General features: G+C 42.8%; 18 protein-coding genes. 1 reads left to right on the top strand and 17 read right to left on the bottom strand.

All coding sequences use genetic code 11. From position 1 onward, the window contains the following. Positions 1 to 10: 10 nt before the first annotated feature. Positions 11 to 1,360: an RsmB/NOP family class I SAM-dependent RNA methyltransferase gene (locus tag BQ2683_RS07770; RefSeq protein WP_069988435.1), complete on the bottom strand. Its 1,350-nt coding sequence runs from the start codon at positions 1,358 to 1,360 to the stop codon at positions 11 to 13. A gap of 73 nt (positions 1,361 to 1,433) precedes the next feature. Here BQ2683_RS07770 and BQ2683_RS13740 point away from each other — a divergent pair, with 73 nt between their 5' ends. Continuing rightward, positions 1,434 to 1,565 (top strand): hypothetical protein, encoded by a 132-nt coding sequence (locus BQ2683_RS13740; RefSeq protein WP_268873772.1) that lies wholly within the window; start codon positions 1,434 to 1,436, stop codon positions 1,563 to 1,565. Positions 1,566 to 1,651: 86 nt separating this feature from the next. Here BQ2683_RS13740 and BQ2683_RS07765 read toward each other — a convergent pair whose 3' ends face one another. The 16 genes from BQ2683_RS07765 to murB all read right to left on the bottom strand — a co-directional run bounded on the left by BQ2683_RS07765 (position 1,652) and on the right by murB (position 18,409). Continuing rightward, complete coding sequence (locus BQ2683_RS07765) at positions 1,652 to 2,518, bottom strand: YitT family protein (protein ID WP_069988434.1); 867 nt, start codon at positions 2,516 to 2,518, stop codon at positions 1,652 to 1,654. Between the two features lie 100 nt (positions 2,519 to 2,618). Then, positions 2,619 to 2,975: a Mini-ribonuclease 3 gene (locus BQ2683_RS07760; RefSeq protein WP_235843903.1), complete on the bottom strand. Its 357-nt coding sequence runs from the start codon at positions 2,973 to 2,975 to the stop codon at positions 2,619 to 2,621. A 68-nt stretch (positions 2,976 to 3,043) separates the two neighbouring features. Continuing rightward, a complete protein-coding gene (obgE, locus tag BQ2683_RS07755) occupies positions 3,044 to 4,312 on the bottom strand; it encodes a GTPase ObgE (protein WP_069988432.1) in 1,269 nt (422 codons plus the stop codon). A gap of 336 nt (positions 4,313 to 4,648) precedes the next feature. Then, entirely contained in the window at positions 4,649 to 4,927 is a 279-nt protein-coding gene (gene rpmA / locus BQ2683_RS07750; protein ID WP_069988431.1) for a 50S ribosomal protein L27, read from the bottom strand. A 5-nt stretch (positions 4,928 to 4,932) separates the two neighbouring features. Then, positions 4,933 to 5,253, bottom strand: a complete 321-nt coding sequence (locus tag BQ2683_RS07745) for a ribosomal-processing cysteine protease Prp (protein ID WP_069988430.1) — start codon at positions 5,251 to 5,253, stop codon at positions 4,933 to 4,935. Further along, the gene (rplU, locus tag BQ2683_RS07740) at positions 5,253 to 5,564 is read right to left on the bottom strand and encodes a 50S ribosomal protein L21 (protein ID WP_069988429.1); all 312 of its coding nucleotides are present in this window, start codon (positions 5,562 to 5,564) and stop codon (positions 5,253 to 5,255) included. The genes BQ2683_RS07745 and rplU overlap by 1 nt, the downstream gene beginning before the upstream one ends. Positions 5,565 to 5,681: 117 nt before the next feature. Further along, positions 5,682 to 6,542 (bottom strand): bifunctional methylenetetrahydrofolate dehydrogenase/methenyltetrahydrofolate cyclohydrolase FolD, encoded by an 861-nt coding sequence (gene folD / locus BQ2683_RS07735; protein ID WP_069988428.1) that lies wholly within the window; start codon positions 6,540 to 6,542, stop codon positions 5,682 to 5,684. Further along, a complete protein-coding gene (lgt, locus tag BQ2683_RS07730) occupies positions 6,526 to 7,635 on the bottom strand; it encodes a prolipoprotein diacylglyceryl transferase (RefSeq protein ID WP_069988427.1) in 1,110 nt (369 codons plus the stop codon). The genes folD and lgt overlap by 17 nt, the downstream gene beginning before the upstream one ends. Positions 7,636 to 7,678: 43 nt before the next feature. Beyond that, the gene (gene yfmH / locus BQ2683_RS07725; protein ID WP_069988426.1) at positions 7,679 to 8,968 is read right to left on the bottom strand and encodes an EF-P 5-aminopentanol modification-associated protein YfmH; all 1,290 of its coding nucleotides are present in this window, start codon (positions 8,966 to 8,968) and stop codon (positions 7,679 to 7,681) included. After that, positions 8,961 to 10,244, bottom strand: coding sequence for an EF-P 5-aminopentanol modification-associated protein YfmF (gene yfmF / locus BQ2683_RS07720; RefSeq protein ID WP_069988425.1), 1,284 nt, complete (start codon positions 10,242 to 10,244; stop codon positions 8,961 to 8,963). Before yfmF ends, yfmH begins: the two co-directional genes overlap by 8 nt. 159 nt (positions 10,245 to 10,403) lie before the next feature. After that, positions 10,404 to 11,363, bottom strand: coding sequence for a 6-phosphofructokinase (gene pfkA, locus BQ2683_RS07715; RefSeq protein WP_069989485.1), 960 nt, complete (start codon positions 11,361 to 11,363; stop codon positions 10,404 to 10,406). Between the two features lie 220 nt (positions 11,364 to 11,583). Further along, positions 11,584 to 15,018 carry a DNA polymerase III subunit alpha gene (locus BQ2683_RS07710; protein WP_069988424.1) on the bottom strand — a complete coding sequence of 1,145 codons (3,435 nt, stop codon included), beginning with the start codon at positions 15,016 to 15,018 and terminating at the stop codon, positions 11,584 to 11,586. Between the two features lie 19 nt (positions 15,019 to 15,037). Beyond that, on the bottom strand, positions 15,038 to 15,421 hold the full coding sequence (locus tag BQ2683_RS07705; protein WP_069988423.1) for a VOC family protein: 384 nt from the start codon (positions 15,419 to 15,421) through the stop codon (positions 15,038 to 15,040). Between the two features lie 286 nt (positions 15,422 to 15,707). Further along, a complete protein-coding gene (whiA, locus tag BQ2683_RS07700; RefSeq protein ID WP_069988422.1) occupies positions 15,708 to 16,616 on the bottom strand; it encodes a DNA-binding protein WhiA in 909 nt (302 codons plus the stop codon). A 12-nt stretch (positions 16,617 to 16,628) separates the two neighbouring features. Then, the gene (gene rapZ / locus BQ2683_RS07695) at positions 16,629 to 17,492 is read right to left on the bottom strand and encodes an RNase adapter RapZ (protein WP_069988421.1); all 864 of its coding nucleotides are present in this window, start codon (positions 17,490 to 17,492) and stop codon (positions 16,629 to 16,631) included. A 5-nt stretch (positions 17,493 to 17,497) separates the two neighbouring features. Next, positions 17,498 to 18,409 carry a UDP-N-acetylmuramate dehydrogenase gene (gene murB / locus BQ2683_RS07690; protein ID WP_069988420.1) on the bottom strand — a complete coding sequence of 304 codons (912 nt, stop codon included), beginning with the start codon at positions 18,407 to 18,409 and terminating at the stop codon, positions 17,498 to 17,500. Between the last annotated feature and the right edge of the window lie 88 nt (positions 18,410 to 18,497).

The raw sequence follows: 18,497 nt of genomic DNA, 5'->3' as shown, positions 1-18,497 counted from the left end.
TTATAGCATACTAAGAGAATTCACGCAATCCCTTTGGATAATGGTTTTTCATCCGTCCATTGGAGGCTTTTCCTAGCCCTAATGGATAATCGTCCACCCAGATACCACAGTATCCTTTCTGTCCGGGATCACAACTGATCTCCATCCCTTTTAAGTACTGGAACACCCGCTCATCCCGAAAAGACAGGTTAAGGCATTTTTCTGCTTTTATATCAAAGTGGCATTTCATCAGATGATGTTCTGGAACAAACCTATTTTTTACCACACGTCCTGCCAGAACACCCGCACGTAATACCTTTACCCCATGCAAAACAGGCATTTGGGTAGGCAGGATAGAAACCATATCTCGATTTAATACAACGGTATCCGGCAAGGTATCCTGGAATGTTTCCTCCCAAAACTGGGCGAACAATGGGATATCCTGTGATTTCGCGCTGGGTTGGAGGGAAAAGCTGGATTCCCCTTCCTTTCGCAGCCTTGCTACAAAGTGCCCTTCCCCACCCTGATAGGGGAATACACGGTGCATTTTACTCAAATCATACGGAACATCCAACCAATTCTGACGGGAAGGCTGTCCAATACAGGCTGGAACTTGTTCCAAGCTGAAATCAGGGTTACGATCTAAAAATTCGCACACCACCATTTCATTTTCCTCTAATGAAAAGGTGCAGGTGGAATACACCAAAACACCCCCTGGCTTGACTGCCCGCTTTGCACTCTCTAAAATCTCCAGCTGGCGGTTGGCACAGCTCAATGAATGTTCCGGCGTCCATTCTGCAATCGCGTTGGCGTCCTTTCGGAACATTCCTTCCCCAGAACAAGGGGCATCCACCAGCACACGGTCACACATACCATCTAATTGCTGGCATAGCTGTTCTGGATGGGCATTGGTGACTACTGCGTTTTGGATTCCCATCCGTTCAATATTGGAAAGAAGGATTTTAGCACGGTTGGCTACATATTCATTGGTAATCAAAACGCCTTTTCCCTGCATCCGAGCTGCAATCTGGGTAGATTTCCCTCCTGGTGCCGCACAAAGATCTAAGACTGTTTCCCCAGGTTGGGGATCCAAAGCTAAAACCGCCGTCATTGCGGATGGCTCCTGTACATAAAACGCTCCGGCATGATGATGGGGAAGATGTCCAATGCCTTCCCCTTGTTCCAGATAAAATCCTTCCGGACAATGGGGGATTGGAGATAATTTCAGGTTAGAATATTTTAAAAACTGTGACACATCCCCTAGCAAGGTATTTACACGGACACCACGGGTTGGCGGTTGTTGATAGCTCTCCAAAAATTGAGGATAGTCATCCCTCAATAGTATTTTCATTTTATTTAAAAAAATGGAATTGAAATCCATAAAAAACTCCTATCCTATTTTGTATAAAACAAATTTTCCATCACATAATAACACTGTAAGTGAGGTGATAAATATGAGTAAAAATCAAACTCCAAATACACAGGACAAAAACAATTATGCTCCTGAAAACCGTAAACAACAATGTCCAACCAACAAAAAACAAAATCAACCACAGAATAAAAAACCTTCTGAAGATTTCAGATAATATTTAATTAAAAAAGAAAAAATCCGAAACAAACCGACGAAAAATCCGCCGGTTTGTTTTTTTATCATAAAAGTGTTAAAAAGTACCTATTTTAATTTATCTTCCGCTGATTGGAATCCATATCCAGATACTTCCGACGCATCTGTAACAATCATAAACGCATTTTCATCCGCATCTTTTACAATGTGTTTTAAGCGGTAAAATTCATTCCGTGTAACTGCACACAACAATACTGTTCGGCCATCTCCTGAATAGGCACCTTTCCCTTCCAACACGGTACAACCTCGGTCCAACTTATCCATAATGGCTTTTGAAACAGCATTCCCATGGTTGGTAATAATTAAAATCATCTTTCCCATATCTGTACCATAAATCACATAGTCAATCAGTTTCGAGTGAATAAATGCCACAATAATACCATACAGGATGGTTTCCATTTCACGGAATACAATGGCAGACGCAGCGATAACTACCGCATCGGTAAGCAATACAACATTACCGAGCTGAACATGGGGAACTTTTTTTTGAATCAAACGGTTTAAAATATCTGTACCGCCAGTGGAGCCCCCATAAGAATATTGTAGCCCCATCCCTACGCCAATTAATACAGCGCCAAACAAAGCTGTCAACATTTTATCAAATTCCGGATAGGTAAACTGGGAAAGTACCATATCATACAAAGTAAAGGTCGCCAAAGAGAAAAATGTTTTGAAAATAAACTGGTGCCCCAATTTCCAAAATCCAATGACAATCAACGGGATATTGATAATTAAGGAAGCAGTACCAACTGGAAAGCCTGTCAATTGATAGAGAATCGCAGCGATACCAGTAACGCCTCCTAACGCGATTTTAGATGGCACAATAAAGATAGAAACACCTAGTGCATAAATCGCAGACCCGATGGCAATCATCAAATAATCCTTAACCAATGCTTTTACTTTGCTTTGCTGCATAGAAAAAACGCCCCTTTATCTTTACCACAAAAGTGGATAAAATACTGCCATTTAGGACGCTGGAAAACGGTAACAACATGTTTCTCCGGCGTATATTGGATTACGAAAAATCCATATTATTTATCATAAGCAAAAATAATTCATTTATACGCTCTATGTCGCCTTTTAGGTATAAATACCCAAATAAGGTTTCTAAGCCTGTTGCGGCACGGTATTCTTTGGGGTGGGAGCTTTTTGGCACATGGTTGCCAGTAGCATTCCTTCCCCGTTTAAAGATATCCATTTCTTCTTCGGTCCAATACTCTTTTAAAAACTCAACCGCTTTACATTGGGAAGAAGCGCATACAATTTTAACTGCCCTTTGATGCAGCTTGTTCACAGGCATACTGCCTGAAGATGTAATATATTCACGAACCAGCAGTTCAAATACAGCGTCCCCTAAAAAAGCCAGGGTCAATGGGCTGTACTGTTTTGGCTGGGTGTCTGGTTTTATAAATGGTAACGTAAAACCACTGCCCTTCTCTATTAATATACGAAATCAAATTGCCATCCAAACAGGTCAACAGTATCCCCTTCTTGGATGCCCATTTCTTCTAACCGCGCGATAATCCCTGTGTTACGCAACACACGCTGGAAGTATTGCAATGACTCATAATCATCAATATTGACTGTGCGCAAAATACGTTCCAAGAACGGTGCGTCAATATAATAAATGCCATCTTCCAATCGGATTTCAAAGGATTGCTGTTCTTCCTCGCTGATTTCCAGCGGAACATAATCGGGTTCATATTCACGGATTGGTGGGAGATCCCGCAACGCATTGGCAATGGTAGATACCAATTCTTTTGTCCCCAAGGTAGTAGCGGCGGAAATAGATAAAAAGTGGTAACCTTGTTGTTCAATATAGGTACGCAATGTATCTATCTGTTCCTGAGTTGCCATATCGGATTTATTGCCCACTACAATCTGAGGACGCTGGGCTAAATCTTCGCTAAAATTCTTTAGTTCCTGGTTGATTAAATTAAAATCTTCAATAGGGTCCCTGCCTTCACTGCCGGAAACATCCACTACATGGACGATTAAACGGCAACGTTCTACATGGCGCAAAAAGTCATGGCCTAATCCAACGCCATCGCTGGCACCTTCAATCAACCCAGGAATATCCGCCATGACAAAGGAATTCCCTTCATCTATTTTAACAACCCCTAATACCGGGGTTAAGGTGGTAAAATGATAGTTGGCGATTTTTGGCTTAGCTGCACTGACCACCGAAATCAAGGTGGATTTTCCCACATTCGGGAAACCAACCAGTCCAACATCCGCTAGCAGTTTTAATTCCAACTGTACCTCAAACGCTTCCCCAGCAAACCCTGGTTTGGAAAAACGGGGAATCTGCCTAGTAGGAGTAGCAAAACGAGCGTTGCCTTTTCCTCCACGGCCTCCATGGGCAATTATGACTGGTTCATCCCCGGAAATATCTGCCATGATTTTTCCGGTTTGCAGTTCACGGATAATTGTTCCCCGTGGGACTTTAATCACTAAATCCTGCCCATTTTTTCCGGTACAGTTACGGCCGCTTCCATTTTCGCCCCGCTCGGCCGCATATTTGGTTTTATAGCGAAAATCAATCAAGGTGGAAAGATGGTCATCAGCTTGGAAGATAATGTCCCCCCCTTTTCCGCCATCGCCGCCATCCGGACCGCCAGCAGCCACGTATTTTTCCCGGTGGAACGCAACGGCGCCATCACCGCCGTCACCAGCTTTTATTTTAATTTTTACAACATCAATAAACATAATTTTAGTCCTCACAATCTACTGACATCATCACAATGGATGATTGATTTGGACAAAATTATTTTAGCTTTTTTACTTTATACCATTTCCAGTATTTTGTAAAGGGGAGCTAAAACAATTTTATGGGATCTTTAACAAGTTAGAAAAATCACAATACTATTTTTAGATTACATGCAATCCAATTGGTATTGGGATTGATGCCTTAAATAGAGCTGGTAACAAACAGCCCTATATTCTGTTTCCCCTTATTATTCCAAAACCATCGCAATAAAAACGGTTTTGTAAAAAAATAAATCCTGAGAGGATTCCCAGGATTTATTCATTCATCAAATAAAATTAGTCTGCGTATACGCTAACTTTTTTACGGTCACGGCCTACACGTTCAAATTTTACTTTACCGTTTGTTAAAGCAAACAGAGTATCATCAGAACCACGACCTACATTCTCGCCCGGATGAATGTGGGTTCCTCTTTGACGAACGAGGATGTTACCAGCCAATACAAACTGGCCATCAGCACGTTTTACGCCCAAACGTTTGGATTCGGAATCACGTCCGTTTCTGGTAGAACCAACACCTTTTTTATGAGCAAAGAACTGCATACTAATTCTTAACATAGCACTTACACCTCCGATTTGGTAATTAAAATAGTTCCTGGGTAATCTTCTGACAACAAACGGATGTGCAACGCAAGGGCTTGCAAAAAACTTTGCGCCTCTGGTTCCACTTTTTTGCCGTCAAAGACCAGTTGAATGTTGTTTTCCGTTACCTGGACAGTCGGTGTCTGATGGAGGATTTCTGTAATACCGTTTATGGTTAACTGTACTGCTGAACTCACTGCAGCACACACAATATCACGTCCTGCCTCGTCAAACATTGCATGTCCGGAAACCGAAAAACCAACGAAATTGCCGTTTCTCTCGGCCAGCCGAAACTGTATCATTAAGCGTTAATTGCTTCGATTTTCAGTTTGGTATATGGCTGTCTGTGACCCATTTTACGTTTGGAGTCTTTTTTAGGTTTGTAAGTGAAAACAGTAATTTTTTTGCCTTTGCCGTTTTTCACAACAGTAGCAGATACGGAAGCACCATCAACATAAGGAGCTCCAACAACCATACCGTCTTCTTTTCCTACAGCGATTACTTTGTCGATAGTAACATTGGATTCTGCTTCTGCATCCAACTTTTCTACAAAGATTTCGTCGCCAACAGAAACCTGGTATTGTTTTCCGCCTGTTTCAATAATTGCGTACATCAGTTTTTTCCTACTTTCTTTAAGAACTCGCTACAGGAAGGCGGCGCACGGGCGCACTTATAGCCCAACGTATGCGGCTTTTTTATTGTAACATATGATAAAACGGTTTGTCAACCTTTATTTTTGGTTTCTTTTGTGCTGCAATTTGGCTGCGGTAACTGTGTTGCGCATCAGGGTGGCAATCGTCATTGGCCCTACTCCACCTGGTACTGGTGTCAGATAACCCGCAACTTCCTGTACCTCGTCATATTTGACGTCGCCGCATAATTTACCATTTTCCAAGCGGTTCATCCCAACGTCAATGACAACAGCGCCTGGTTTTACCATATCAGCAGTTACAAAGTTAGCTTTGCCTACAGCGGCAATTAAAACATCTGCTTTACTGGTAATTTCCTTTAAATTCTGGGTTTTGGAGTGGCAGATAGTAACTGTGCCGTTTTGGTGCAGCATCAACATCGCCATTGGCTTTCCTACAATATTGCTGCGTCCAATGACAACGCACTGTTTACCGGTTAAATCCACACCGGTGGAGGCAATCAGATCCATAATCCCCGCTGGAGTACAAGGCAGAAAGTCAAAATCGCCAATCATGATTTTCCCCACATTATAAGGATGGAACGCGTCCACGTCTTTGATTGGGTCAATCGCATTTAAAATCGTTTCCTCATTGATTTGTTTTGGCAATGGAAGCTGTACCAGAATCCCGTTTACTGTAGTACTTTGGTTCAGTTTTTTCACCAGTTCCAGCAGTTCTTCCTCGGTTGTGGAGGCTGGCAACAGGTATTCTTCCGAATGAATACCAAGTTCCTCACAGGTACGTTTTTTAGAACCAACATATACCTTGGAGGCTGGGTCATCCCCCACCAGAACAACCGCTAGACCAACTGGAATCCCCTGTTGTTTTAAGGTAGCAACTTCCTGTTTTACCGCTTCTTTTACCTGAGCGGAAATCTTTTTCCCATCAATTAACTGACTCATCGTCTTGTTCCTCCTGTGATTCATTGATTGTATTGGATTGATTTTCTTGTTTTGTAGAGACTTCATCCGAATCTGTTGAAACCGTTTCCGGTTGCTCAGCCAACTGGACGTTTTCCTGAATGACGGGACTGCCCTCTGATACAGCCTGCTGCTGCTCTATTTTTTCTGCTTGTTCTGTTTTACTTTCGGATTCCTGTTTTTTTGCCAGCCATTGCTTCCATTCGTCCGAATCTGCATATAGTAGAGAATGGTCTACCCCTGCATATTTTCTGCGGATGAGGATAATCGCAATAACAGCCAAAACGACTAGCACTCCAGCGAGCAATTGGGAAACACGGATTGGTCCCAGCATCAGACTATCAGTACGCAAACCCTCCACGATGCAGCGTTCAAATCCGTACCAAGCCAGGTACATCAAAAAGACTTCCCCATCAAATTTACGGCGTTTGCTGTAGATATGGAGTAGTACAAATCCAGCCAAACACCAGATGGATTCATACAAAAAGGTAGGGTGAACCGGTTGCGTTGGGTCAACACTCATGCCAATGCTGTTGAGATAATCCATTTTGCTGTACAATTCACTTTGAATTTTTGGGCTAAACATCCCCCAAGGGAGGTTGGTATTGCAGCCATAAGCCTCAATGTTAAAGAAGTTCCCCCAGCGTCCAATTCCTTGTCCGATTAAAAACCCTAAACCAGCTAAGTCAAACATAGGTGCCAGTTTGACTTTTCGGAATTTGCATACAAGTCCGCCAACGAGCAGGGCACCGATAATCCCTCCATAAATCGCCAATCCGCCGCTTCGGGTGGAAAAGATGGAAAGCAGGTCGTCTTTATACATATCCCAGCTAAAGATAACATAGTACAGCCGGGCCCCAACAATGCCGCCGATTAAACCGCCGATGATTACCTCAAACATCCTGTCATTATCTACGCCAAACCGGTTGCTGTTACGATAGGCGTATAAAATCGCTAAAATCAATCCAAGCCCAATTAAAATGCCATACCAATAAACTTGGAAATCACCAATTTGAAACGCCACGTTGTTTAAATTTAATTCTATCCCTAATTTCGGAAAACTAATACTATTCATGGTCCTCTCCTATGTATTGCGGGAGTCCCCGCAATGGTTTATTTTATGATTCTTTGCCCACTGGAAAAACAATGGAAATTACAGATTTTTCATTGTCATATTGTTTTAAAAAGTCCACGACATCCTGGTATTGGATGTTCGCCACCGTTTCAATCCGGTCGTACACATCCACACCGGAAAAATAGGAATCCAACAGGTTGCTGGCAACTGCTTCCACATTGTTGAATTGGCGCATACAACGACCATACAACATTTTTTTCGCCAGCTCAAATTCTTCTTTTGGGATGCCGTCTTTTTGTAGCTGGGATACTTTTTGCTGAATAAAAGCATAAACCTGGTCTGGATCACGGGATTCCCCTTCAAACAGATTGCAGAAATATCCATTTCCGTCCATTACCTCACTGCCAATGGCTCCGCCACTGATTAAGCCGGTATCATAAAATTGACGGTACAGTTCGCTGCCTTCCCCTACCAGCAGTTCGTTGATCAAATCGGAGGCAACTTCCGCTTTTAGCTGTTCTTTCCCACTGGCCGGCTGCATTTTATAGCCAATACAGAACAATGGCAGGGCAATTTCCAACGAGATTTCCTTGCGGTTTTGGACAATTTCCGCTGGTTCCTGATAGCTTCCCCGTTCAATCGTGATTTTTTCATTTTCTTTCAAATTAGCGTTAATAATCTGTAACGCCTCATCCGGGTCAAAGTTACCTGAAATCGCCAGCACCATGTTGTTCAAGTTGTAAAAAGTGTTATAGCAACGGTACAACAAATCCTTGTCAATGTGGGAAATACTCTCCACAGTACCGGCAATATCCACTTTTACTGGATGATTTTGATACATGCAGCCCAGTGCGTTAAACAATACCCTCCAGCCAGCATCATCGTCATACATGCGGATTTCCTGACCGATAATTCCCTGCTCTTTCTCCACTGTTTCTTTAGTGAAATAAGGGGACTGTACAAAGTTTAACAGGATTTCCAGTGATTCCTTGAAATTGTCAGTACAGGAAAACAAATAAGCTGTTTTGTCAAAAGAAGTATAGGCGTTAGCGTTGGCGCCAGTTTTAGCATACAAACTAAAGGCGTCCACTCCATCCTCACTCTCAAATAATTTATGCTCTAAATAATGGGCGATACCATCAGGAACTGTAACAAAATCATCATCCAAGTTGGTTTTAAACGAACGGTCGGTGGAACCATATTTGGTGCCAAACAAGGCGTAGGCGCTGCTATAGCCTTTCATAGGATAAAGAAGGATGGTCAACCCAGTTGGATGTTCCACTTTGATATATTGCTCTTTGATCCGTTGATTGGTAATCATCTGTTTATTCATGGTCATCCTCCTTACTGGTTAGTACGTATACGGTATCCAGCTGTACCTGGTTTGCTGCTGCAATAATGTCTTCCCGGGTACAATGGTCCAGCATAGCAATCTCATCTTGTGGAGTATATTCAGTACCACAGCAAATCTGCATCAGATACCAAACTTCCAGGTTTGCCAGGCTGTCTCCCACCGTTTTTGCTGCATTCATCAGGCTCAAACGGGTGTGGTCAATTTCTTCCTGGGTAAAGTCCCCTTGTTTCATCAATTCCAGCTGGTGAAGGATTTCCTGTTTTGCTTTTTCAATATTCTGGTTTTCAATGCCGCAATCCACCGTCATAATCCCCTTGATTTTATCCATACGGGCTGCACAGTAGTAGCACAGGCTCATTTTTTCACGGACATTCAGGAACAGTTTGGAAAACGGTGTTCCACCATAAATAGCACACATCAGCCGCATGGCATTGGTCTGCTGGTCGGTTGCTTCCGTACCAGTACGGAAGCCCAACACCATTTTGGACTGTGCCACCTGAAAACGCTCAGTCACCTCTTGGAGCTTGTCCACCTGTTTTACAACGGAATTCTTCATAGAATAAGTATTCTCCCGCTGTACATTGGCAAACGCTTGCTGGAATACCTGTTTCGCAACCTGTTCATTTCCACAGCCTGCATAAATAATCTGAATATCCGCAGTGGAAATCACCTGGCGGTAAGCATTGGTAACCTGCTCTGCTGTCAGGGTTTCCGCCTGTTCTACTGAACCATATTTATTATTTCCATAAGGTTCTGTGTTGCACATCAATTCGGTTAAACGCCCGATGGCATAAATCCGTTTTTCATTGATTTCGCTGTTGATTAAGTCAATCAGGTTTTGTTTTTCAATTGCCAAATCCTGCTGGCGGAACAGCCCTTGTTCCAGATTTGGTTTTAGCAAACTTTCACATAAAATGGTAGCAGCCTGTTGGGTAAGAGCTTCCCCTTCTAACCCGTAGGTATCATCCAAACAGGAAATCGAGAGGTTTAACACCTGGTTATCCCCTATTTTACGTACATCAGCTTCCAAATAAGCCCCGTATAACGACATTAACTTGCGGTTAAGCTGTGTCATATCCGGGCAACTCTGGTTCCCTTTTCGCAACAAAAACGGGATAATCGCCCGCTCAGTAGCGGTAGTTGAATCTAATGGTAAAAACAGATTGACAGAAATGCGGTTTGTTTTAAAACGTTTATCAAGAATCGAATTAAAATAAACCCCATTCGCAATCTGTTCCCTTTTTAATGGATACATGGATAGAATCCTCCTTTACAAAAACCGGAAAAGCCTACTGCCCCAGTTTATCATTTCATTATATCATTAGATATTTTAGCACATTTATACAGAACTGTCATTACCATACTGTTAAAAAACGGCCGGATTTCCATCCAGCCGTTTCTATTTGATGCTTTTTTAGAAAGAAATTTCGTGCGCCAGGTTGTAAAGTTCCATTGGAAATTCTTTTTTCATATTCAGGGCTTCCTGAATATCAAAATCCACAATCTGATCTTTTTGCAGGCCGACAACACGGTTGCCAATCCCTTGGGATAACAGTTCTACCGCATGGTAACCCAAACGGCTAGCTGCAACCCTATCCCGTACAGTTGGGCTTCCGCCACGCTGTACATGGCCTAAAATAGTTGCTCTGGATTCGATCCCAGTAGCGGATTCAATCTCTTTGGCCAGCTCGGTTACATTTCCAATCCCTTCTGCCACCATAACGATAAAATGATGTTTACCAGAAGAACTTGCCCGACGAATTTTTTCAAACAAATCGTTTAAATCCAGCTCTAATTCTGGAACAATAATATAGCTGGCACCACAGGCAATCCCGGTATTCAAGGCAATATAGCCGGCATGTCTTCCCATTACTTCCACCACGCTGCAACGGTCATGGGACATGGTAGTATCCCTCAATTTATCCACCATTTCCATAGCGGTATTCATAGCAGTATCATAGCCAATGGTATAATCAGTACACTGAATATCATTATCAATGGTACCAGGAATCCCTACACATGGTACCCCTCTTGCGGACAGATCAGCCGCTCCACGGAAAGAGCCATCCCCACCGATAACAACAATCCCATTGATGTTGTTGTCAAAACAAGTTTTTTTCGCTTTGCGCAAGCCTTCATCAAAGCGGAATTCCGGACAACGGGCAGTATACAATTTGGTACCGCCATACTGGATAATATCAGAAACACTTCTTACATTTAAAGGGATAATTTCACCATTAATTAATCCGTTATAACCACGTTGGATTCCCACTACTTCCATTCCTCTGGAAATTGCGGAACGCACAACCGCACGGATTGCAGCATTCATCCCTGGGGCATCCCCACCACTGGTTAAAACGCCAATTTTTTTCATTTCCATAACCGTATCCTCCTCGCATTCTATCTAGCAATGGTTGCATCAATAATGCTCTATTCTTATTGTATAGCGATCAAATTCAGTTGTCAATAAAAATACCCAAATTTGTTATGTTTTTAACAATGTTTTTGCATTTCCACAATTTTCATTTTTGTTCCGGGGTATTTTTTTATATTCTATCAAAAGAAATCCATAACACTCTTTGATAAATAGGCTGCTATTTTACTACCACATTTCCGTTGCCAAGCAGGTAAACCAAACGGTTTTGTTCCGCCTGATCCAACCGTATTCCTTTTTTAGAAGATAGCTTTACATATTTGTTCTCATCCTGTAAATAAAAGGATACCTGGCACAACCCAGGATGGGAGGCAATTTCCTGTTTAATAGCAGAAATCCGCTTGTCGGTACGGGAGTCCAATTTTAAATAAACAGTTTTTGGCTTTTCCTTTTGCAAACAGACTAGGTCATTACACAGCACCTTTTTGTCCCCATCTTTTTCTGAGATAGAACCATTCACCAATACAGGCGCACCCTCTGAGATAGATTGTGCAGATTGGGCATAAATATTCGGGAAAAAAATTACCTCTATCTGCCCAGTACGATCCTCTACAACACCAAAAGCCATAGCCGCCCCTGCTTTTGTCTGGATTTTTTTCAAGCTGGTAATCGTACCCGCAATCTGTACCACCGATTTTTCTTTGTAATAGGAAGATTCCTCATCTTTTAGGATTTCCAAAACTTGATCCAGCTTCCATTTTTGTAAAATATCCTCATATGGGTCTAAAGGATGGGAAGAAAGGTACAGCCCCGTGGTCATTTTTTCCATCTCCATCAATTCCTCGTTGGAATACTCCGCTACATTCGGATAGGTGTGCTGCTCTTCCTCCGCCGCAACTGCTTGGAACAGGTTAATCTGTCCAGTGACATTGGTACGTTTAGAAAACTGGATGTTTTCCAAAATCGCTTCATAGGATTCCACCATTTGGCGCCGGTTTTGGGGAAAACAATCGAACGCACCGCACTGGATTAAACTCAATATCACCGATTTGGTCATATCGTATTCCAGCATCCGGCTGATAAACTGGTATAAATCCTGGAATGGTCCATTTTTCTCCCGTTCCGCTACGATTTTCTGGATGACCCCTTTGCCCAGTTTTTTTACTGCCAGCAGTCCAAAACGGATTTTCCCATCCTCTACGATAAACTTGACACGACTGTGGTTGATATCCGGCGGAAGCATTTGGATATGCTGTTTTTTACATTCCCCAATATAGAAAATAATTTTATCTGTATTGTACAGAACGCTGTTCAGCAAAGCCGCCATATATTCCATAGGGTAATGGCATTTTAGATAAGCGGTTTGATAGGATAGCAAAGAGTATGCCGCTGCATGGGATTTATTAAAGGCATAGGAGGCGAAGCTGGACATATCGTTAAAAATCGCCTCTGCAACCGGTTCTGGGATTCCGTTCGCCACAGCGCCAATACATTCCACGCTGCCGTCCTCATTGATTTTTCCATGGATAAAATTTTGGCGTTCCTGTTCCATCACGCTAGCTTTCTTTTTGGAAATCGCACGGCGTACCAGGTCAGCGCGCCCAAACGAATACCCTGCCAACTCCCGGAAAATCTGCATGACCTGTTCCTGGTAAACAATAACCCCATAGGTGACATCCAGGATATGCCGCAATGATTCATGGCGGTAGGTGATGGATTCGGGATGCAGTCTGTTTTCAATAAACCGGTCAATAAACTGAGATGGCCCAGGGCGGTACAAAGACAATACCGCAATTAAATCCTCCAAACAGGAGGGCTTCATACGGCTCAGCACCCGTTTCATCCCATCGCTTTCAAATTGGAATACCCCGTCCGATTCCCCTTGCGATAGCATAGCGAATGTCTTTTTATCCTCTAACGGTATGGTATCAATAGAAAATTCAGGGGTATGGAACTGAATCGCTTTTTCTGCGTCATGGATGACAGTCAGGTTCCTCAAGCCTAAAAAGTCCATTTTTAAAAGCCCCAAATCGGCTATGGTATTCATTGTATACTGGGTAACAATTGCCTCATCATTTTTTGCTAGAGGCACATATTCGTCCACCGGGCGGTCGCTGATTACCACCCCAGCAGCATGGGTAGAGGTATTTCTGGGCATACCCTCCAGTTTTTTTGCTGTATCAATCAGTTCGTGAACCTGGGCGTCCTGCTGGTATGCTTGAGCCAGCTCTACCGAAGCATCTAGGGAGTCTTGAATCGTAATCCCCAAACGGTTTGGAATCATCTTGGCGATTTTATCCACCGTATCATATGGCATCCCCATGACACGTCCTACATCACGGATAGCACCTCTGGTTGCCAGAGTACCAAAGGTAATAATCTGTGCCACATGGTCCGCTCCATATTTACGAATCACATAATCAATTACTTCCTGGCGGCGTTCATAGCAAAAATCAATATCAAAATCCGGCATACTGATTCTCTCTGGATTTAAAAAACGCTCAAACAGCAGGTTATACTGGATCGGGTCAATTCCGGTTATCCCAATACAATATGCAATTAAGCTTCCCGCTCCCGAACCACGTCCCGGGCCAACTGGAATTTTCTGCGATTTAGCATAACGAACAAAGTCAGATACAATCAAATAATAATCAATGAAACCCATTTTGGAGATGACATCAATCTCATATTGATATCGCTGCATAATCTTTTCAGGCGGATTTTCCCCATAATAACGGTGTAAACCTTCCTCACAGAGGGAAAGAAAATATTCCTTATTGTCCTCTCCGTTCGGTGTTTCAAAATGGGGCAGCTTTGTTTTGCCAAATTCAAATTCCAAGTTGCATTCTTCCGCAATTTTTTCTGTGTTTTCGATTGCTCCTGGAAAGTTTTGAAATAGCTGCTTCATCTCCTGTTCTGATTTGAGATAGAATTCTTCGGTGGGAAATTCAATTGCCAGTTCTTCCTGTAATGTTTTTCCTGTTTGGATACACAGTAAAACCTTTTGGGTTTTAGCGTCCTCTTTTTTACTATAATGGGCGTCGTTCGTTGCGACCAAACCAATCCCTGTTTCCTGGGATAGTTTTACCATTCTAGGAAGGATCGCCTGTTGGTCGGAAATTCCATGGTTTTGGATTTCCAAATAAAAGTTCCCTTTTCCCATGGTTTCCTGATAATCCAACGCAATCTGTTTGGCACGGTCATAATCATTTGCCAGCAAAGCCCTTGGAATTTCTCCAGCAAGGCAGGCGGACAAAGCGATGAGCCCCTCGCTATGTTCCCGCAGCAAACCATGGTCAATCCTAGGGCGGTTATAAAACCCCTCCACATAACCGGCGGATACCAGCTTTACCAGGTTTTGATACCCCACCATATTCTTGCACAAAAGCACCAGATGGCTTGGACCGGTATCAATTTTATGCACTTTGTCAAAGCGGGTTCTTGGTGCCACATACACTTCGCAGCCAATAATTGGTTTGATTCCTTCCGCTTTACAGGCGCGATAAAAATCAATTGCTCCAAACATATTGCCATGGTCGGTAATCGCAATGGCATCCTGCCCCATTTCTTTCACATGGGAAGCAATTTCCTGAATTCGGCACGCACCGTCTAACAGGCTGTATTCCGTATGGACATGAAGATGAACAAATCCCATTGGTTCCTCCTATCAAAATTTATATTGTCAATTCAATCAGGTTTTCTTCTGGCCCCAAGATACAGCTTTCGTAGTATCCATCCCCAGTGGTCCTTGGACCGCTAACCACTGGATATCCTGCCTGGGAAAGTTGCTGGGTCAGCTCGTCCACTTTTTGTTTGCTGCCAACGCAAAAAGCAATATGGGCATAACCAGTTCTGAATGGTTGCTTTTGTGTATCGCACAAATCAGGCCGGTGCATGATTTCCAACCGTACCCCATCTGAAAACGAGAGGAAATACGACCGGAATCCTGTTTTAGGATTGTAGTAACCTTCGTTTGGAACAGCGCCAAAAAACGAAACAAAAAAATCCTTCATTTCTTCCAGCTGGTTCACATAAACCGCTATATGTTCTATTTTCATTGAAAGCACTCCTAAACAACAATGTATCGGGTCAAATCGCAAACGGTGAAATTGTCTGGAAGGACAATCATATTCCCATAAGGACAGCCCTTTTTTATCGACTGTTGTAGCCATAGGCGATAAAATACCAGTACAACACGCGCTGATAGGAAGCTGGTATTATCTATCCAATTATTTTTATCTGTTTAAGATGATTGAATCCCTTTTATTCCACCTGATACGGTTCCAACATATGTTTTTTAGTGGAACATAACACAAAAGACAGGCGTCCCCCAAGATGCCTGTCCTACGAGCGCAATTTATCCGCGATTTCACCAATTCTTTTTAACCGATGATTAATACCGGATTTACTGATTTGGTTTCCCATTGCCTGCACTAGCTCATTTAAAGAAAGCTCTGGGTTTTCCAGCCGGATCTGTGCTACTTCCTTCAAATTGTCGGGAAGGTATTCCATCCCTTTTTTCTGGATAATCAGTTTGATATCCTCCACCTGTTTTGCGGAAGCCGCTACGGTTTTTCCGATATTAGCGGTTTCACAGTTGGTTACCCGGTTTACCTTGTTCCGCATATCTTTCATCACTTTGATGTTCATTAGTTCCAAGGTGGAATTGGTAGCACCCATTAAAGTGAGCAGGTCTTCAATATTCTCACTTTCTTTTAAATATAAAATAAAGTTATTTTTCCGTTGGGTCAATTTAATTGGAATATTAACAGAGGAGAGGATACTTGCAAGGTTTGCCGCCAAATCATGGTTTTGAACCACAAATTCCAGATGGTATTCTTTGTGAGGGTCGTTCATGCTACCACAGGAAACATATGCCCCCCGCACAAAAGAAGCCAGGGCATTCTCATCCTTCAACTGCTCCGGCGTTACCATTTTCGGCATGCCGTTCTGAAAAAAATGCTCCTTAATCCGATCCAAATCCTGGGGATTATCTACTGTAAGGGTATACAAATGGGTTCCATTCCGCTTTAGGCTGGGCGCGGTAATTACCGTTAGGATGGTTTCAAACTCGTCAATCAAAAAATCAATAAAGCGGTCCGCAATTTTTCGGTTTTCGGTTTGCATCACGCAGTTTCCACGCTCAAACGCACGGCTAAATAACAACATGGCTGTCAATTCTACTAGCATGCACTCCCGGTCCGCCGGCATTACTTCGCAAAGCTCATCCTTGACAGCTACTGAAAATGACATGTTCCCATCACCCTAATTTTTCGTAATATCCCTGTGATTGACACTCACACGGTTCCCTTTTTCACTCAAATACTTATAAAACAGTTCCGCAAATGTGACGGAACGGTGTTTGCCCCCTGTACAGCCAAACCCAATCGTCAACTGGCTTTTTCCTTCATTGAGGTACAACGGGAGCAGAAAATCAATTAAATCCCTGATTTTTTCAAACAGTTCAGCAGAGTTAGGGGAATTCATCACATAATCCCTTACTTCCTGATCCAGACCTGTTTTATGTTTTAATTCCTCAATATAAAACGGATTGGGCAAACAGCGCACATCAAACACCAAATCCGCATAAGTTGGGTCGCCATACTTAAATCCAAAGGACATACAGTTAATCATCATACCAGTGGCGTAATTATCCAAAAACAGGGTGCAAATCCTCTCTTTTAACTGGGCGTTAGAGAGCAAAGAGGTATCAATAATATAATCTGCCCGCTCCCGTACTGGAGAAAGGATTTCCCGTTCCAGTTTTACCGCTGCTTCTAATGAGGTACATTTTTCTCCCATCAAAGGATGTTTCCTTCTGGTTTCTTTATAACGGCGGATTAAAACAGAATCGGAAGCATCCAAATACAACAGTTTATATTGGAAATTTTGGTCCTGTAACAAATTCAACTCATTAAAAAGGCCGCTAAACAGCTCTTTTCCCCCACGGATATCGGTTACAACAGCCATTCTGCCCAAATCGCCTTTGGACTGGATGCCAATTTCCACAAATTTGGAGATTAATTTGGGCGGAACGTTATCCACACAAAAAAATCCAATATCCTCCAAAGCATCAATCGCCCTGGATTTTCCTGAGCCAGATAAGCCTGTTACAATAATCAGTTCCATATACCTTATTCCCCAATCCATTTTACTTCGCAATCCAGATGGAACCCAGTCCGTTCAAACACCACCTGCTGTACATATTCAATCAGGTCTTTGACATCCTGACAGCTAGCGTTTCCGGTATTAATTAAAAAACCGCTGTGTTTTTCACTAACCTGAGCGCCCCCAATTGTTTTTCCTTTTAGGCCGCACTCCTCAATCAAAGCGGAAGCATAAGCTCCTTCTGGACGTTTAAAAGTGCTGCCAGCACTGGGATATTCCAGTGGCTGCTTGGTCTTTCTCCGTTCCAGCAGTTCCATCATCCTAGCCTTAATTGCCTGCGGATCGCCTTTGTGCAATTGCAAATAAACATCGGTAATACAGTAGCCCGAATCCGTATAAGCACTGTGACGGTACGAAAAATCCAGCTGCCCCTGGTCGTAAATGCCAAAAGCCCCCTGAGTTGTCACATGCTCACAACGATAGATAACATCCTTCATTTCCCCATCATAAGCGCCAGCGTTCATATAAGCTGCTCCGCCAATGCTTCCGGGAATGCCAAAGGCAAATTCCAGCCCGGTTAAACTGTGTTCGAAAGCGAATTTACAAACCGAGGCCAGGCTTGCGCCAGCTTGGCAAAGGATTTTATCTTCCCCGATTAACTCAATCTTCTGGAACTGATCCCCCATACAGATAACAACGCCATCGTATCCATGGTCAGATACCAGTAGATTTGAGCCTTTGCCTAAAACAAAATAATTCACATTATTTTGTACACATTCAAAAATAGTACGGCGGAATTTTTCACGGCTATCTGGAATTACCATCATAGCAGCATTGCCACCAATTTTAAATGTTGTATACTCCTTTAATGGAACTTCCCTTTGATATTGAATCTGATACTGGGAAAATAGTTCTTCTAAAACTGTATATTTATCCACAATCCACTCTCCGCATTCTATTGAAAAAATGATGTTTCACCGCTTACTGCCCCCTGTGCAGAAGGTATTATAACCAAAAAGGCTTTGA

It is taken from the genome of Massilioclostridium coli, from assembly GCF_900095865.1.
Taxonomy (GTDB): domain Bacteria; phylum Bacillota; class Clostridia; order Oscillospirales; family Ruminococcaceae; genus Massilioclostridium; species Massilioclostridium facile.
Note: the sequence above shows the minus strand (reverse complement) of the source record. Positions and strands in the feature narration are given on the sequence as shown.

Bases quoted from the DNA above. Each gene is read 5' to 3' on its own strand.
- BQ2683_RS07770 (WP_069988435.1), bottom strand. From the start codon at position 1,360: ATGGATTTCAATTCCATTTTTTTAAATAAAATGAAAATACTATTGAGG.
- BQ2683_RS13740 (WP_268873772.1), top strand. From the start codon at position 1,434: ATGAGTAAAAATCAAACTCCAAATACACAGGACAAAAACAATTATGCT.
- BQ2683_RS07765 (WP_069988434.1), bottom strand. From the start codon at position 2,518: ATGCAGCAAAGCAAAGTAAAAGCATTGGTTAAGGATTATTTGATGATT.
- obgE (WP_069988432.1), bottom strand. From the start codon at position 4,312: ATGTTTATTGATGTTGTAAAAATTAAAATAAAAGCTGGTGACGGCGGT.
- rpmA (WP_069988431.1), bottom strand. From the start codon at position 4,927: ATGTTAAGAATTAGTATGCAGTTCTTTGCTCATAAAAAAGGTGTTGGT.
- BQ2683_RS07745 (WP_069988430.1), bottom strand. From the start codon at position 5,253: ATGATACAGTTTCGGCTGGCCGAGAGAAACGGCAATTTCGTTGGTTTT.
- rplU (WP_069988429.1), bottom strand. From the start codon at position 5,564: ATGTACGCAATTATTGAAACAGGCGGAAAACAATACCAGGTTTCTGTT.
- folD (WP_069988428.1), bottom strand. From the start codon at position 6,542: ATGAGTCAGTTAATTGATGGGAAAAAGATTTCCGCTCAGGTAAAAGAA.
- lgt (WP_069988427.1), bottom strand. From the start codon at position 7,635: ATGAATAGTATTAGTTTTCCGAAATTAGGGATAGAATTAAATTTAAAC.
- yfmH (WP_069988426.1), bottom strand. From the start codon at position 8,968: ATGAATAAACAGATGATTACCAATCAACGGATCAAAGAGCAATATATC.
- yfmF (WP_069988425.1), bottom strand. From the start codon at position 10,244: ATGTATCCATTAAAAAGGGAACAGATTGCGAATGGGGTTTATTTTAAT.
- pfkA (WP_069989485.1), bottom strand. From the start codon at position 11,363: ATGAAAAAAATTGGCGTTTTAACCAGTGGTGGGGATGCCCCAGGGATG.
- BQ2683_RS07710 (WP_069988424.1), bottom strand. From the start codon at position 15,018: ATGGGATTTGTTCATCTTCATGTCCATACGGAATACAGCCTGTTAGAC.
- BQ2683_RS07705 (WP_069988423.1), bottom strand. From the start codon at position 15,421: ATGAAAATAGAACATATAGCGGTTTATGTGAACCAGCTGGAAGAAATG.
- whiA (WP_069988422.1), bottom strand. From the start codon at position 16,616: ATGTCATTTTCAGTAGCTGTCAAGGATGAGCTTTGCGAAGTAATGCCG.
- rapZ (WP_069988421.1), bottom strand. From the start codon at position 17,492: ATGGAACTGATTATTGTAACAGGCTTATCTGGCTCAGGAAAATCCAGG.